This is a genomic window from Nostoc sp. CmiVER01 (assembly GCF_034531135.2).
Classification (GTDB): domain Bacteria; phylum Cyanobacteriota; class Cyanobacteriia; order Cyanobacteriales; family Nostocaceae; genus Nostoc.
The window spans coordinates 373,264-390,084 of record NZ_JAVRBU020000001.1 but is presented as its reverse complement, the minus strand read 5'-3'; the positions used below and the strand labels follow the sequence as shown (position 1 = coordinate 390,084).

Annotated in this window: 10 protein-coding genes; 1 reads left to right on the top strand and 9 read right to left on the bottom strand. The window is 40.6% G+C overall.

Features of this window, described 5'->3' with window-relative positions:
- Window positions 1-656 precede the first annotated feature (656 nt).
- Both RMZ43_RS01425 and RMZ43_RS01420 read right to left on the bottom strand, forming a co-directional pair.
- Window positions 657-2,855, bottom strand: coding sequence for a CHASE2 domain-containing serine/threonine-protein kinase (locus RMZ43_RS01425; RefSeq protein WP_322654152.1), 2,199 nt, complete (start codon window positions 2,853-2,855; stop codon window positions 657-659).
- Window positions 2,856-3,036: 181 nt separating this feature from the next.
- Window positions 3,037-3,321: a hypothetical protein gene (locus tag RMZ43_RS01420; RefSeq protein ID WP_322645826.1), complete on the bottom strand. Its 285-nt coding sequence runs from the start codon at window positions 3,319-3,321 to the stop codon at window positions 3,037-3,039.
- 412 nt (window positions 3,322-3,733) lie between these two features.
- Here RMZ43_RS01420 and RMZ43_RS01415 point away from each other — a divergent pair, with 412 nt between their 5' ends.
- On the top strand, window positions 3,734-7,573 hold the full coding sequence (locus tag RMZ43_RS01415; protein ID WP_322654151.1) for a hybrid sensor histidine kinase/response regulator: 3,840 nt from the start codon (window positions 3,734-3,736) through the stop codon (window positions 7,571-7,573).
- A 21-nt stretch (window positions 7,574-7,594) separates the two neighbouring features.
- Here the strand turns inward: RMZ43_RS01415 and RMZ43_RS01410 are convergent, their stop codons facing one another.
- From RMZ43_RS01410 to RMZ43_RS01380, 7 genes are all read right to left on the bottom strand, one after another.
- Window positions 7,595-8,635, bottom strand: a complete 1,041-nt coding sequence (locus tag RMZ43_RS01410) for an aliphatic sulfonate ABC transporter substrate-binding protein (RefSeq protein ID WP_322654150.1) — start codon at window positions 8,633-8,635, stop codon at window positions 7,595-7,597.
- A gap of 293 nt (window positions 8,636-8,928) precedes the next feature.
- A complete protein-coding gene (locus RMZ43_RS01405) occupies window positions 8,929-9,972 on the bottom strand; it encodes an aliphatic sulfonate ABC transporter substrate-binding protein (RefSeq protein ID WP_322654149.1) in 1,044 nt (347 codons plus the stop codon).
- Between the two features lie 214 nt (window positions 9,973-10,186).
- Entirely contained in the window at window positions 10,187-11,269 is a 1,083-nt protein-coding gene (locus RMZ43_RS01400) for a sulfonate ABC transporter substrate-binding protein (protein ID WP_322654148.1), read from the bottom strand.
- A gap of 89 nt (window positions 11,270-11,358) precedes the next feature.
- The gene (locus RMZ43_RS01395) at window positions 11,359-12,549 is read right to left on the bottom strand and encodes an aliphatic sulfonate ABC transporter substrate-binding protein (RefSeq protein WP_322654147.1); all 1,191 of its coding nucleotides are present in this window, start codon (window positions 12,547-12,549) and stop codon (window positions 11,359-11,361) included.
- Window positions 12,550-12,827: 278 nt separating this feature from the next.
- Window positions 12,828-13,691 carry a TauD/TfdA dioxygenase family protein gene (locus RMZ43_RS01390; RefSeq protein WP_322654146.1) on the bottom strand — a complete coding sequence of 288 codons (864 nt, stop codon included), beginning with the start codon at window positions 13,689-13,691 and terminating at the stop codon, window positions 12,828-12,830.
- 36 nt (window positions 13,692-13,727) lie between these two features.
- Window positions 13,728-14,834, bottom strand: coding sequence for an aliphatic sulfonate ABC transporter substrate-binding protein (locus tag RMZ43_RS01385; protein WP_322645819.1), 1,107 nt, complete (start codon window positions 14,832-14,834; stop codon window positions 13,728-13,730).
- A gap of 494 nt (window positions 14,835-15,328) precedes the next feature.
- Window positions 15,329-16,510, bottom strand: coding sequence for an acyl-CoA dehydrogenase family protein (locus tag RMZ43_RS01380; RefSeq protein ID WP_322654145.1), 1,182 nt, complete (start codon window positions 16,508-16,510; stop codon window positions 15,329-15,331).
- Window positions 16,511-16,821: the final 311 nt, after the last annotated feature.

Below are 16,821 nucleotides of genomic sequence, written 5' to 3'. Positions count from 1 at the left end.
CGAACCGCAAAGGGCGCAAAGGACGCTAAGAGAAGAGTAGATTAGCTATTTTTTAAAGAACATCCAGGCTATTATACTGGTTTGCACTCCGGCAACAACGCTCCACAAGAAAGCTGTTGTAGGAAAAAATGGTATTTTGCTATTCGTTGGGTAATGCTTAGGCTCAATCGAGGAGTATTGCCATAAGTGTTAATCAGAAATTTGGGAAGATATCCGAAAAGCTATAGGCTCAGAATGTAGACATAAAGTGTTATACCAATTTGAAAAAAGAATGCCACAAATAGACCATTTGTAGAGACGCTATGAATCGCGTCTTTACCTAAGGATCTTGATTGTGGTGGCGACAATGCCCCCATTTGTCAGCTACATCGCCAGCTTTATCAGCACGGCCTTTGGCGCTGAAGCGGGAAACAGCTTACTTGTACTGGAAAAATATGTCTGGCTTTAGGTTCTAGTTCAATTGCTCCACAAGACATATTACATCAATGTGAAAGTGACTGTCATTGCCACAAAATATTGACTCAGATTATAGAAAAACAAGGTCAATATGGGCTAAAGATGAATAGCATTAATAATTAAGTATCTATCGATAAACTTTGTAGAGACGTTGCATTACAACGTCTCTATACACCATAACACCCACCAATAATCTTAACCTAAAGACGTTTCAAATCTTGTAAAACTGCGGCGGCTGATTGATAGCGATCGCTAAAATGATAGCAAACCATTTTATCTAAAATCACCGCTAATTCTTCACTCACTTGCAGCGTTTGCCGCCACATAATATTACCCGTTTCTGGATCTGGGTGGAGGTCTTGGGGTAGTATCCCAGTTATGGCTTGAATGGCAATCATTCCTAAAGCGTAAATGTCACTGCATAAGCGCGGATGACCAGCAAATTGTTCTGGAGGTGTATAACCCCGCGTCCCAATGGCTACTGTGGCTAATTCTGTTTGCTCACTACTTGGCGGTTGCATCAATTTGACTGCACCAAAGTCAATCAATACTAAGCGATTATCTTCAGCACATCTAATAATATTAGCCGGTTTGATATCACGATGAATCACTCGATGCTGGTGAACAAATTCTAGAACTTCTAAAACTTGTTTGAGCATCTCGATTACAAATGATTCATTCTGCACATTCTGCACAGGTGGTAATTCTTCACTTAGGGTATGTCCCTCGATATATTGTTGAATCAAATAAAATTCTTGGTCATCTTCAAAATAAGCAAGTAGTTCGGGAATCTGATGATGCTTACCCAAAGATTGTAAAATTTCAGCTTCACTATTAAACAACCTGCGAGCAACTTGCAAAAATCGTGTATCTTGACGGGCTGGCATTAACTTTTTAACTACACAAATCGGATTCCCTGGGCGTTGAGTATCCCGTGCTAAATAAGTGCGGCCAAATCCACCTGCACCGAGAACTTGAGAGATTTTGTAGCGTCCACCCAAAAGCAAATCACCTGATTTTATTTCTGGTGAATCAACTGGGGGAGTAAAATCAACAGACGAGTCGGGAAGTGCTGTTTTATCTTCTAAGAGTACATTTAATTGAGCGATCGCTTCTTGTTGTTTTTCAACTTGCAGAATAATCACCTGAGTTTGCTGCTGATTTTGGTAGCTAGTATAAGCAATCACACAGATGCTACTAATCACCAAAGCCAAAGCAGAGGGAACTAATGGTATCCATCCGCCTTGCAAAAACAAAACAACGCAGATTACTACTAAACCAAGTAAAGTTGTCCCGACCACCAGCAGCAACAGCAACGGATTTTGCCACCGCCATGCTATAATTCCACCTAAAAGCGACCAGCTCCACACCCAAATAAGTTCTGCCAAGTCTGGCCAATACCAAATTATAGGTCGCCCATCCAACACTGTACTGATGAGTTGACTTGCTATCTGTGCATGAATAAGCAAAGCGGGCATTCTGGGTGGTTGATCTGGCAAAGCACTGTAGGGTGTATAAAAGCTACTTTGAGAGAAATTAGCTGCTGTAGTGCCAATAATTACAAGGCGGTCTTTGATTAAACTGGGTTTGACTTGTCCACTGAGGACTTGTGTGAGGGTTACTTGGTTGGCAATGCTGTTGGGATGACGATAATTTAATAATATTTGATAACCATCTGCATTCAGATGTTCGTAGCTACCGGAATTCGGTTGTAAACGCGGAAATATAATTTTACCTAACTGAAATTCTTTTTTATTTGTGAAATTGTATTCAATGCCTTGTTTATCTAAATAATTAATTGCTATGAGCGCACCAAATGCAAATGGTGTTGTACATTTTTCTTCTGGAGAGTGGACAAATAACAAACTGCGGCGGAGAATTTGGTCGTTTTCATTGTCAGCAACCACATTACCAAATCCAACATTATCTATAGGAAAATTTGGCGGTGGTGGCATTTCATCTTTACCCAAGGTGTTGAATAAACAGGTGCTGAAGATGTTATCTTGATTTTGCAAATTAGCCACCAAATATTTGTTTTCTGGTTGAAAAAGATATAAACCAACAATTCGCGGTTGATAAGACTCTATTTTTTTTAATAGCTGATTGATTCTACGATCTGATATAGTCCATTTACCTTGTTTAAGATCCTCGTCAGTGATTTTTACCAGCAAAATTCGCCGTTCAGGTGCTTCTGGTGGACGCGATCGCAACATTTGGTCATAAACTCTCAACTCCCAAGGCTGCAACCCTTTGAGTTCCCGAACTCCCCAGATAAAGGCGGTAACTCCTACACTGGTAACTAAAATCATTTGCAACCAGCTTTTGCTCTTGGAAGTTTCACGGGAATCTTGAACTTTGACAAAAGGCACACGGAATTTTTCTAATAGTCTACTAATCACGGCGTTGCGGCGGTAGCCTGAATTGGGTAGATGTTACAGGCGCAGAAGTTAGTTTTCTGACTCTAGGTTCAAAGCTGATTAACCTGAGCTTCTATATTAATGTATTAATGTAGCAGTTTACTTGTTGCTTAGAGAGTAGACAAGCGATGTCTACGACGCTCTACGCTTACGCGCTATGTAGCTAATCATCCGTTTGAAATGTTTGAGCATCTTCAACAGGACTGGCAACTGGAAAAGAAATAGGATTAGTAGATGGGGTTAGTGAATCTAACTCTGATTGTTCGAGTGATGCTTCAATGCTTGAATCAGCAAAATAGGAGTCGAATATCTTATCATAGTTAGAAGCAACAGCTAAAAAAGCGCCACCCAAAATATAGATAGGTAATGGCAAATTAAATTTTTTTAACCAGTCAAACAGTTCCGCCAAAGCAAACAGCACTAAAAAGCAGGCAAGCCAAACCTTCATGTTTTCATTCCCTAGATTGAAACAACTCTATTACTAGCTTAAATAGGTTGCCTAATAGTTGATGTAGTACATAATCATCAACTTACAACCTCTATAACTCTAGATAGATGTAGTGAGAGTTATAGCATCTGCTATATTCCAATATCGACTATAAAAATAAAAATATATTAAGCTTATGCCTGCAATCGAACAGCCAAGGATTGCATAAATTCGTTAGACTCGGTAGTGCCTCAAACTTTCACAGGTAAAACTGGGAACAATATTAGGGGTTTCGTTCCACAGTATAAACCGATGGGAAAACGAATGGACACGTCGCTAGATTTTTGAAACCTCAGATGTCTCGATTGAGAAAGAAAATTTTCCCCTTGTTCAAGATTTAATTGATCATCTAAAAGCTCAAGAGGTTACAGATTTGCGGCAATATTTGGGCGAACAGGAGCAAGTAGAAGAAAATCTGCGTCATAGTGAAGCACGCTACCGCTCACTGGCAGAAGCAAGCGCATCCATTGTCTGGAGCGCCGGACCTTGGGGCAACGTTGTTGAGGAGATTCCGACTTGGGAGGCGTTCACTGGGCAAAGTCCCGAACAATACAAAGGATGGGGTTGGGTTGATGCACTGCACCCAGATGACCGTATATCTGTAGCTGGTATTTGGCGACAGGCTTTTTTTGGACGCAGCGTTGCAGTTGCCGAGTATCGTGTTCTGCGGCATGATGGCGAATACCGTTACATGAAGATACGCGGTGTACCGATACTCGACGAAACAGGCGAAATCGAGGAATGGGTTGGAATGTGCGTAGATATCAGCGATAGCAAGCAAGCTGAGGCAGAACGTGAGCAATTGCTGGCGCTACTGAAAACAGAGCAGACTCGCTTGATTGAAGCTAATGTTCTACTTGATACCCTCTTAAATAATGCACCTATAGGTATTGGTTTATGGGATGAGAAATTAAGATACGTTCGCTTGAATGATGCTTTAGCTGAAATTAACGGTTTTTCCCAAGAAGTGCATATCGGTAAGACTGTCGCCCAAGTGCTACCGGGGGTAGATTCTGCGGTCATGGAAGCTTTCCACCATGTGATCGAAACGGGAGAATCTATTGCCCAAGAGGCCAGTGGAGAGACACCCGCCGCGCCTGGAAAGCAGCGGCATTGGTCGGTGAATTACTATCCGATTCAACTACCAGGTTATATTACCTGGGTGGGTGCAATCTGTCAAGAAATTACTGATCGCAAGCAAGCAGAAGTCGAGCGTGAACAACTATTTGAGCGGGAGCAAGCGGCTCGTGTAGAGGCTGAAGCTGCCAAAGAGCAAGTTACCAAAATTTTAGAAAGTATCACTGATGGCTTTCTTGCCTTTGACAGTGAGTGGCGCTTCTCCTACCTCAATCATGAGGGAAGCAGAACTCTAGGGCGTTCCTGCGAGGATCTGCTTGGAAAAAATTTGTGGTCAGAGTTTCCAGAACTGGCTAATACTAGCTTTGGTCAGCTTTATCAAAGGGCAGTTGCTCTAGGAATGCCGCTTGAGCTTGAAGATTATTACCCACCCTTTGATGCGTGGTTTGCGGTTCGCGCTTATCCTTCATCTACAGGGTTATCAGTTTATTTCCGTAACATTAATGTACGCAAGCAGGCAGAGGCAAAACTGCGCGAGAGTGAGGCGTGTTTTCGGCTGATGGCTGAGAATTCAACGGATATTATTTCCCGCCACAGAGTAGATGGAACTCTTCTGTACATTTCACCAGCTTGCTACACAGTATTGGGGTATCAACCAGAGGAATTAGTAGGTAATCACAGCCAAGAGTTAGTTCACCCTGACGATTTGGCAGAGATTGCCAGGAATTATCCAATCAATGCCGATTTACCTGATATTTATACTGTTACTCACCGTGCTCGTCACAAAGACGGACATTATATTTGGTTAGAAGCAACTATTCGAGCTATCCGCGATCGCCAAACTAAAGAAATTTTAGAAATGCAAGCGTCTTCGCGGGATATTACAGAGCGCAAGCAGGTGGAGGTAGAGCAGCGTTTTCTAACTGAAGCTAGTGAAATTTTGGCTGCATCATTAGACTACGAGACAACCTTAGCTAGTTTAGCGCGTTTGGTAGTGCCTGAAATAGCTGATTGGTGCTTAGTTGATATTATTTGTGACAATCAATTAGTTCGCCGGGTTACAGCAGCCCATGCCGATCCAAAAAAACAAGAATTAGTAGAACAGTTACAAAATTATCCACCTGATTTAACACTCAAAAAAGGTATTGCTGAGGTAATAGAGACAGGCAAATCACAAATTACTCATTTTATTTCTGATGAACAGATACAAGAGATAAGCCTTAATACCAGTCATCTAAAAATTTTGCAAGAACTAAATCCTACATCCGGCATTAGTGTACCCCTCATAGTTCGGGGAAGGGTGCTGGGAGCTATGACTTTGGTATCTTCTTCAGTCCGTCGCTACCCTACCAAAAGCCTAATGTTAGCCCAGGAGTTGGCTCGCCGGGCTGCCGTAGCCGTTGATAATGCTCGACTATATACAGAAACACAGCAATCTCAACAGGCGGCTTTACGGGCAGCATCTCGCACTGCGCGTCTGCAAGCCATTACTGCCGCACTTTCTGAATCTCTCACTCCGGCACAGGTTGCTGAAGTAATTGTAGAGCAAGGTATGGCAGCTTTGGGAGCTAGTTCTGCTTTAGTAGCACTAGTGACTAAAAGCGGCACTGAACTAGAAATTGTCCGTGCAGTAGGTTATGAACAGAAAGCGATGGATAAATGGCGTCGATTCTCTATTCATACATCCGTACCACTGGCAGAAGCAGTGAGAAACAAGCAGCCCATCTGGCAAGAGTCAACAACAGCGAGGATTGCTCGTTACTCACATCTAGCTCAGGAATACGCCCAGGTTGACTACGGAGCTTGGATTTCAATTCCATTGATTATCGAGGGACGAGCCATAGGTGGCATGTCTCTAGCTTTTGACGAACTTCAAGAGTTTAATCAGGATGATCGACCCTTCATTCTGGCACTAGCACAGCAGTGCGCTCAAGCAATGGAACGAGCGCGTTTATACGAGGCAGAGCAAACGGCACGGGAAGCAGCAGAAAACGCTAACCGAATTAAAGACGAGTTTCTAGCAGTTCTTTCTCATGAATTGCGATCGCCACTCAACCCAATTTTAGGATGGTCTAAGCTACTCCAAACCAAAAAACTTGATGAAAAGACAATTCCTCAAGCGCTGAAGACTATTGAGCGAAATGCTAGGTTACAAGCTCAACTGATTGAAGATTTGCTGGATATCTCCCGAATTTTACAAGGTAAACTTAGCTTAAATATCTACCCGGTTGATTTGACATCTGTGATTTCGGCAGCAATGGAAACAGTGCGGCTGTCAGCAGAAGCTAAGTCAATTGAGATGCACATCATCCTGGAACCACATTTAGGGCAAGTTTTGGGTGACTCCGGCCGATTGCAGCAAATCGTTTGGAACCTGCTCTCAAATGCAGTTAAGTTTACACCTGCGGGGGGACGGGTTGATATTCGACTCGAACAAGTAGGGGGTAAAGAAACACCAAACCACTCCCCGCTTTATGCTCAAATTATCGTCAGCGACACTGGGAAGGGCATTGATCCTAATTTTCTGCCTTATGTGTTTGAATATTTTCGCCAAGAGAACAGCAGTACCACCAGAAAGTTTGGTGGATTGGGATTAGGGTTAGCGATCGTTCGTCACTTAGTCGAACTGCATGGCGGGACAGTGCAGGTAGAAAGCAGGGGCGAAGATCAGGGAGCAACTTTTACCGTGAGACTCCCATTGATTCAAAATCAAATAGAGATTAAACCAGACAGTAGCGACTCAGAGACATCCTCAAATTTAAATGGTGTCAATATTTTAGTAGTGGATGATGATGCAGATACGCGAGAATTTATTGCCTTCTTATTAGAGCAGTATGGGGCAAATGTGACAGCAGTGGCATCAGCAAATGAAGCACTAGCCGCTTTAAGCCAGTCTCTGCCAGATATACTTTTAAGCGACATTGGGATGCCAGAAGTGGATGGATGTATGTTTATGCGACAGTTGAGAACACTACCAACAGAACAAGGAGGGCAAATTCGAGCGATCGCACTCACCGCCTATGCTGGAGAAATGAACGCCAAGCAAGTACTTGCAGCCGGATTTAACAAGCATCTTGCCAAACCAGTAGAGCCAGCCGAATTAGTAGATGCGATCGCCAATTTAATAGCTGAATAAACCTGTCTGTAACTGTTTACGTTACTTGAGACGAACAGGCGTAATAGCCACATCAAGTTGAGTAGGAAGGATCGCATCTTTAATATCTATTTTACGGGGAATGATTTTTTCTTGGAAATAAAAGTCAGCAACGCGCTGTTGTTCGGCAATAATGCTAGGTGTTAGTTTTCTCAACCTAAAAGTACGTCGGCGTGCTACCTTTTCTAAAACTGATATATCTAATTTAAGTTCGGGAGCAAAAGCTTTGGCAACTTCAGTTGGTTTTTTTTCAGCCCATTCTCCTACCTTGTCTGCTTCCTCTAAAAATACTCGCACCAATTCAGGATTTTGGGTAACAAATTTACGCCTACCAAGATAAAAGCCGCCAAGAGTGTTAATTTTTGCTGCATTTCTCAGATTACGAATTGGAATAATTTTTTCCACAAGAGCCAAAAAAGGGTCACTAGCTACCCAAACTTCAACTTTGTCTTGAATAAAAGCGTCACGGGCTTCAGATGGAGTCAAACCAACAATTTTAACATCCTTAATTTTTAACCCCACCTCTTGCAAGGCTTTTGCTAATAAATAGTGTGCATTCGATCCCCTCTGAAAAGCAACTTTCTTACCTTTAAGATCCGCAATCTTCTTAATTGGAGAATTAGCTCTGACTACAATACCTTGGTTTGCACCTTTGCTGGGTGTGCGTCCAGCAATATAGATAACTTCTGTGATACCTGCGGCTTGCGAAAATATTGGCGGTGTCTCTCCCACATTACCGATATCCACCTTACCTGCATTCATCGCTTCTATTAGTTGCGGCCCGGCTGGGAATGGCCCAACCCAATTTACAGTCACACCCAATGCTTTGAAACGTGGCTCAACAACTTTTTTGACTTTGACAATATCACCAGAAGTTTGATATGCCAAGTTGATAACTTTAGCAGTAAAATTAGCTTTTTTTTGTGCTTGAGCGTTATTTACTAAGCTACCTATTAAGGGAGTTGATATAAACAATCCCAATATAGAAAATTGGACAATGCGTTTTAAAACTGTGCGGCGTTGGGGAATAAATGGTATTTTCATTACTGGAATATTTTAGTTAGAACTAATCGTCAGTCCCAAATCACATCTGTAAGGAGGTTAGCGATCGCCTGCTTTTTCTTCCTCGATTTTCGCTAATCTATTTATTATCCATCTCAATTAACCAGACAATAGGCTTAACAAGTTGCTCAACTAACTTGTTAAGCCCGTTGCTAAAGGTAAGCAAACTTACGCTACAGTGTAATAGGTGCTTTCAGCATGATTTCACAAGTATCTTGCCAAACCAATACAGCCACCCAAGTTAATAGCTGAATAAACCTGCTACCTGTTTACCCTTACTTGATATTATCAGGTGTGATCGCTTTATATTGTAGATCAGAAAGAACCCCTTGTTTGATATCAACCTTAACCGGGATGACTTTTTGATCAAAATAGAAATCAGCAACGCCCTGCTGTAGGTCAATGAGCGCAGGTGTGATTTTTCTCAATTTATAAGTACGACGGCTTGCCACCTTTAGTGCAACTGCTGGATCTAATTTCTGTTCATCAACTAAAAGCTTGGCATAATCGCTTGGGTTTTTTTCAAGCGCTTCTCCTACCTTCTCTGCTTCCTCTAAAAACACTCGCACAAATTGCAGATTTTGGGTGACAAATGCACGCCTGCCAATATAAAACCCGTTGAGAGTATTAATTCCTTTTGCATTTCTCAGATTCCGAATTGGAGTAGTATTTTCCACAGCAGCTAAAAGGGGATCGCCAGCCACCCAAGCGTCAGCCTTGCCTTGAAGAAAGGCATCGCGGGCTTCAGTTGGAGTCGAAGCAACGATTTGAATATCGCTAATTTTTAACCCTACCTCTTGCAAAGCTTTTGCTAGTAAATACTGTGCATTCGACCCTACCTGAAAAGCAATTTTCTTACCTTTAAGATCCGCTACTTTCTTAATGGGAGAATTAGCTTTCACCACAATACCTTGGCCTGTACCATCGGTGGGCGTGCGTCCAGTAAGATAGACAACTTCAGGGATGAGGCCTGGGCGTGCGGCTTGGTCAAATATTGGAGGTGTCTCTCCGACAGTACCGATATCCACTTTACCTTCATTCAGCGCTTTTATCAATTGCGGCCCTGCTGCAAATGGCCCAACCCAATTTACCTTTACGTTTGGATACAATGCTTTGAAACGTAGCTCGATAACTTTTTTAGACTTGACAGGATCACCAGAACCTTGATATGCCAAGTTAAGTTCTGTGGCTGTCTGCGCTTGGGTGCTTTGCACAAGGCTACCCACTAAGGAAGATGATAAAGTTAACAGTCCGAGTACTGAATATTGGACAATACGCTTTAAAACTGTACGGCGTTGTGGTTGAAATGGCTTGATCATGAGTTGTGATTTTCCTTGTAAGTTTTAGCTTTTACGTTGTCAGTCTTACTTTCTTTCAGCAAGTAAGATAATAGAAAGTTGCTATTTAAACCTCCTAGAACACCAACTTATGATTAAAAATTAAGATTGTGCTAATTTAGCTAATCTCTTTTTGCATTTAGGAAATTGGTATTCTAGTTTGTTTAATAAAACAAACTTCATATTTGATCACTCTCTACTTTTCACTTATTAGTGTTGGTGGAGTAATAGCTGCATATTCTTGAGGCGTGAGTAATGCTTCTTGAACATCAATCTTTTTGGGTAAGATTTTTTCGTTATAAAATAAATCTGCAACACTTTGTTGAGCTTTCATCAACTCTGGAGTAATTCCTTTTATTCGATAAGTAGCGCGTCCAGAAATTATTTCTTGAATGGGTAGATCAATTTTAAGTACTGGTGCAATGAGTTTGGCTACCTCTTTACGATTTGCTTCTGCCCATTGACCGTTTTTATCAATTTCTTCCAAGATAATCCGAAGTAATTCAGGATTTTCTTTGGCAAACTCGCGTGTTCCTACATAATATCCGCCTGGGGTTCCAATATTTGTGGCATCTCGCAGTACACGCGCACCGTAGAGTTTTTCTACCAAAGCTAAGTGAGGATCACCAGTTACCCAAACTGGAATATTTCCCTCAATAAATGCACCACGGGCTTCGACATTGGGCATACTCAAAACTTTAATATCAGTATATTTTAAGCCTACTTCTTCTAAAGCTTTGATGATAAAATAGTGAGAAGCAGAACCTTTTTGAAAGACGACTTCTTTTCCTTTGATATCAGCTAAAGTTTTAATTGGAGAACCTTTAGGAACTGCGATCGCACTACCTTTACCTGAATTAGGGCCAAGTCTTCTCCCAGCCAAATAGACGATTCTTGCACCCGCAGCTTGAGCAAAGATGGGAGGAGTTTCTCCAACTGAGCCAATATCAATTTTGCCCACATTCATCGCTTCCATGAGTTGTGGCCCTTGGGCAAATTGCGCCCACTCTACTTTCAAGCCCAAAGGCTCCAAACGTTTTTCTAAAACTCCTCTGACTCTAACTAAATCACCAGAGCTTTGATACCCTATTCGCAGCAACTTTGTTTTAAAATTTATAGTCTTAGCCCCTACTGGCTCTGCTTTAGGATCTGCTGTATTTGTATTAGATATTGACGTACAACTTATTAAAGTAGTAGATAAAGCAACAAAGCCAGGGATTACAAATAAAGCTATCTTACTAATTACCGTTGTCTTAGTTTCCAAAAAATTATTAAACATTTTTGCACCTCTATTTTTGATTAAATACTAATATAAAAATATCAGTTAATAACTTACATTTTTCAGTGTTTTAAAGTTAATTATAATTATTACTTATTAGCTTTAATTGAATCAGGTGTGAATTTTGCATATTCTTCTGGAGTAAGTACTCCATCTTTGACATTAACTTTTTTTGGCAAAAGTCCTTGTGTATACCATAAATCAGCTATTTGTTGTTGTTTGTTAACAACTTCATCGGTGATTGGTAGCAAACCATATACTGCTTTACTATGAATCGCTTTGAGAGTTGGTACATCGATACCAACGTCACCCGTCTCAAGTTCTGCTAACTTATCAATATTTTTTTGCGACCAATCTTCAGCTTTGATAAACTCCTCTAAAAAAACTTTGATAATTTCAGGATGCTCTTTGGCAAATTTCTGTGAGGTAGTATAAAAACTACCAATATCCTGGAGTCCTTGTCCATCTATTAATACACGACCAAGATTTTTTTGGACATTTCTGGTAATGTAAGGTTCCCAAATGACCCAAACATCAATTCCTCCCTGACTAAAAGCCACATTTGCATCTGGAGGTGGCAGAAAAAGAGATTTTACATCACCCAGTTTTAGTCCCTCTTTTTGTAACGCTTTTAGTAAGACATAATGGGCAATAGAGGCTTTTTGATAGGAAATTTTTTTGCCCTTAAAGTCAGCAACACTTTTAATCGGAGAGTTTTTTGGTACTAAAAAAGAAACTCCTCTACCATTAAATCGGGTCGTTGCAATATACACAAGAGGCGTACCTGCGGCTTGAGCAAATATAGGTGGTGACTCAGCTGTGGCTGCGATGTCAAGGGAACCAGCATTTAACGCTTCTAAAGCTTGTGGGCCAGCAGCAAACTCTAGCCACTTGACAGTAAAATTCTTTGCTGCCAAACTTTTTTCTAGAGTTCCTTGCTTTCTCATCACTGCAAGAGAACCAAGCTTAGAATAAACAACTCGTAGCTCTTGTTTTTGTGGAATATTAGAAACTATTTGACTTTGAGATTGTGTACTAATTGCGGATGCTTCGTTTTGAGCATTTTTAGTTTCTTGACTACAACCAACTATGCTCATTGGTATCGTCAGGGAGCAAGCAGCCACCAGTAAAGATATATGTTTACGCTCAATTTTATATTTTGCTTCTATAGGTTCACTATTTAGACTATGTTCATATACTGTCTTTGTCTTTTTTTCTTTTGATTTTTGCGGCTTATTGATAGATAAATTGAGACTTTGCAAAAATTTTAGAAGTGCCATAATATTTTTTATATTTAATTTTAATAACTTTCGCCGTGGCGCTTTTAATAAGTACTAGTAGCTCTCACTTTCAGTTTAGATGTTATCAAGCTTTTTCTTAAAATAAAGTATTTATAAACACTTGTTTTAAACAAAAAAGTAATATTTTTATGATTTTTTTAAACATATAGTCTGACATTTAGACAAGTTTAATCAGTCAAGAATTAGAATAACTCTTGACTGCCTTAAAAATATATAAAATCAAATGCCCATTAGCTTAATCTTCTGAGCTATCAATCCTAAAAGGGACGACTACCTGCAAGGCTAACCCGCTTTAATACTCGTCGCTCATTTGGATCAAATGCTTGACGGTAATGCAAGGTGGCTTGATTATCCCAGTAGACAATATCACCTACAGACCATTTGTGTTTGTAGTAGAATTTGGGTTGAGTTAGATGTTGTCTCAACTGTTCAATCAGTTTAGATCCTTCTTTCGGCTCTAACCCGACAATTTCCACTTCTGTAGCAGCATCTAAGTAAAGATGCTTTTTACCACTTTCTGGATGTGTTCTAACTAAAGGATGGGGAAAGATCGGACTAATTAAAGGAATAGTTTTGTCCAAACGATACAAAGACCGGGGTGCATTCCGATCTCGCAAAAATGGATTGTAGGTAATTAACTGTAAATCTGCAATCCGTTCTTTGGTAGCTTCATCTAATGCCTCATAGGCTAAATTGGTATTTAACCAATAAGTATCCCCACCATGAGTTGGTATTTCTAACGCATAAAGAAGTGAACCACTAGATGGCGTAGGAGTCCATTTGTGATCAGAATGGAAAGTGAGTTCTCCAGTACCGGTATAGCCACCATCGACATTAGAAATTGGAATCACCACCGGGGTTTCTCCTGGTTTAGAAGCCAATACTGAAGTTTCATCAGATGGTACAAAGAGTGCGCCAAAATATAAAGAAAAGTTCAAAAGCTGTTCATCGGAGAGCTTTTGGTCTTTGAAAATTAAGATGTGGCGATCGCGCAAAGCTTGCTTAAGTTGTAATATAACTTCAGGTGCGATCGCTTGACTGGCATCAAGATTAGTAACTATGGCTCCCAAAGGAGCATTAATAGACCTAATTTTAACCTCTGTCAAAGTTAAGGTAGGCATCAGGTTCTCCTGTGTTTTAGTTTATTCTTGGGATAATTATTTATTCGCTAAAACCTCAGAGGGAGTAATTTTGGCGTACTCTTCAGGTGTCAAAAACCCGTCTCTAACATTCACTTTTTTGGGGATAAGTCCTAAGCTGTACCACTTATCTGCAACTTGTTGTTGCTTGATAATAGTTTTTTCAGTAATTGGTACCAGCCCATAATCATATTTATCATGCATTATTTCTAAAGTAGGCGGATCTAGTTGAGTTACAGGAGCAAGCAGTTGTGCTACTTCTTTGGGATGATCCTTAGTCCAAATTTCTGCCTTTTCTAGTTCCTCTAGAAACACTTTGATAACATCAGGATGAGCCTGATAAAACTGGCGTGAGGTTGAGTAAAAGTTGCCAGTATCCCGCAACTTACCACCATCTGCTAAAACACGAGCTATTTTATTTTGTACATTTCTGGTAGCAAATGGCTCCCAAATATACCAAGCATCCACCTTGTTCTGACTGAATGCTGCATTTGCATCTGACGGCGGGAGAAAAACTGATTGGACATCACTCAGTTTTAATCCGGCATCTTCTAATGCTTTAACTAATAAGTAGTGCCCAATAGAGGCTTTTTGAAAAGCTACTTTTTTGCCCTTCAAATCGCTAACACTTTTAATCGGAGAGTTTACAGGAACTAAAAGTGAAATAGCTTTACCACTAGGGTGTGTAGTAGCTAGATAAACAAGAGGCGCTCCTGCTGCTTGTGAAAATACAGGAGGCGATTCGGCTGTAGATGCGATATCCAGTCCATTTGCATTTACGGCTTCTAGTTGTTGTGGCCCAGCTGCAAACTCAGGCCACTGTACTTTAAAACCCAGAGGCTCTAATCGCTTTTCTAAGGAACCCTGTTTTTCTAAAACTGCCAGAGCGGTAAGTTGTTTTGAACGTACAATCCGTACTACTTGTTTCTGTGTTGACTTCTCTGTAGTACTAGATGAAACTACCGATTCAGGGGAAGCTGCCGACTGCTGAGTATTATTTTTTGCTTCACTACAACTTGATAGGGCCGTTGATAGCATTAAGCAGTAACCGAGAGCAAACAACAAGGAACGACGTGTTGTTCTCTGGTTTTTTCTGAATTCAAACTTTCCTTTTAAAGCTGGCATGGGTTGTTTTATTGATTTCCCTCTAGTTGGTTAGAACAATGATGATTAATTGCCATGTAACAAACAAAAAATCTTTTATATTAAGTTATTTAAAAACTCCAATACATATTTTTTCTAAGTTTAAAAAGTTTATCAAACAGAATTCAGAAGTCAGGAGCCAGAATTCAGTATGAATTCTGAATCGATTTAGCGGATGAATAAACGGGTCTAAAACCCCCTCCAAATCGGAGATTTGGAGGTCTTCAATCAGTCGCGGGTCTGAATCCCCGACTGATTAATTCTGACTGCTTAATTCTGACTTCTGAATTCTTCTTCAATTATGATTTTAGGGAATGGGTGGGTATTACCCACCCCGCAACGACTCGAGGAAATGAAAACTTAATAGTTAGGAGGGAAAATTTAGGAAGTGGAGTGAGAAGATCCCACTCCAATATCGTGCTAGTGGAAGATTAAAATTTGTGAGTGAAACTTAGTATTATTCAATGTTTAATGCCCTAAGAATATTGGGTAATGACAGGTAGCTGCTCGTTGAGTACCCAATCACCGATCGCACGCAATTTGTAATCCACAGGATCGTGCAGGGTAAAGGTTCGTAAATCCCGCCAGTAACGGTCAAATCCATACTTAGTTGCTGTGGCGCGAGTTCCGGTAACTTCAAAGATGCGGTTGGTAATATCTATACCTACACGGGTAGCTAATGCCTTGGACGCGGAAACTGCGATTGCAACTTCTCCTCTCTCTTGATGAGTAAGTTCTACATCCTTCTCCCATGCTGCTTGTACCTTCTCGGCTGCTTGATCAGCTAGAGCGATCGCAGCTTGGATTTCCACCCAAAAGTCCCCGTAATGATGCAGAAGATATGGGTCTTGAGTAGCACTATCTACCCCTGATGTAATCCACGGTTTAGTAGTAGTTTTTGTGTACTCACGAGCGGCGGCGAAGGCTGCTTTCGTAATTCCCAGATAAACATTGGTTTTTGTGAGCTGGGCTATAATGCCAAGAAAAGTCGAGAAGGCACTATTAGGAGGATTGGATGTCCCTAAAATTTCATCTTTTTCCACTAAAACATTATTAAATGTATAACTACTGCTATCAGTGCGACGTTGCCCAATGTTGTCCCAATCTTGATTAGAAACTAATCCTTCCCTATCTTTGGGAATTATGAATATAAAGGGCAATTCTACACCATCTTCTAAAGCAGAGAATACCCGGTAATCAGCAACAGAAATACCAGTACCAAAGCTTTTAACACCATTAACCCGAAAATTTTCGCCTTCTGGGTTAATTTTCAATCTAGTATCTCGCGTATTAATAGCATTTGCCCAAAATAAGTTATTCTTAGCAGTTTCTCGATAATATTTTTCCTTTTGGACTGGTGTGCCAGAAACATGACCTAAAGCTGTCAAATTGAGATGATTACCATACAATTGACCAATTGAACCATCAGCTTTTGATAGCTTTCTAACAATTTTAAAAGCATCAATCCAAGTTGCACCAATGCCACCATATTGCTTAGGCACAATTAGTGGTAACAAACCACTTTCACGCAGTTTATTAATTTCTTCTTCTGGAACTCCGGCTTGAGCATCCCTTTCTACTGCTGATTGAGCAAGTTCCTTGGATAGAGAAGCTGCTAGGTCAATGTAATCCTTTGGTTTTGTAATATCCAGTACCATAATTAAATCATTTTTGTGTAAGTTAGTTTTTGTAAGTTGATGCAATAAAGGTGTAAGTCGATGCAATAAAGGTGCAAGTCGATGTAATAAAGGTGCAAGTCAATGCAATAAAGGTGCAAACCGATGTATCAAAGGTGCAAACCGATGCAATAAAGGTACAGATTGTTGGTATTAGACACAGAATTTAGGAGAAATGTAGAGTGGGCAAGGCCCACGCTACAAATGAACAGAGGAAATGGAACATGGAACGTTGTAATTGTCCTTTGTCATTAGTCCTTTGTCCTTTGCAAATGACTAATGACTAATGACAG

Coding starts and splice junctions, on each gene's coding strand:
- RMZ43_RS01385 (WP_322645819.1), bottom strand. CDS start 14,834: ATGCCAGCTTTAAAAGGAAAGTTTGAATTCAGAAAAAACCAGAGAACA.
- RMZ43_RS01405 (WP_322654149.1), bottom strand. CDS start 9,972: ATGATCAAGCCATTTCAACCACAACGCCGTACAGTTTTAAAGCGTATT.
- RMZ43_RS01410 (WP_322654150.1), bottom strand. CDS start 8,635: ATGAAAATACCATTTATTCCCCAACGCCGCACAGTTTTAAAACGCATT.
- RMZ43_RS01380 (WP_322654145.1), bottom strand. CDS start 16,510: ATGGTACTGGATATTACAAAACCAAAGGATTACATTGACCTAGCAGCT.
- RMZ43_RS01395 (WP_322654147.1), bottom strand. CDS start 12,549: ATGGCACTTCTAAAATTTTTGCAAAGTCTCAATTTATCTATCAATAAG.
- RMZ43_RS01420 (WP_322645826.1), bottom strand. CDS start 3,321: ATGAAGGTTTGGCTTGCCTGCTTTTTAGTGCTGTTTGCTTTGGCGGAA.
- RMZ43_RS01390 (WP_322654146.1), bottom strand. CDS start 13,691: ATGCCTACCTTAACTTTGACAGAGGTTAAAATTAGGTCTATTAATGCT.
- RMZ43_RS01400 (WP_322654148.1), bottom strand. CDS start 11,269: ATGTTTAATAATTTTTTGGAAACTAAGACAACGGTAATTAGTAAGATA.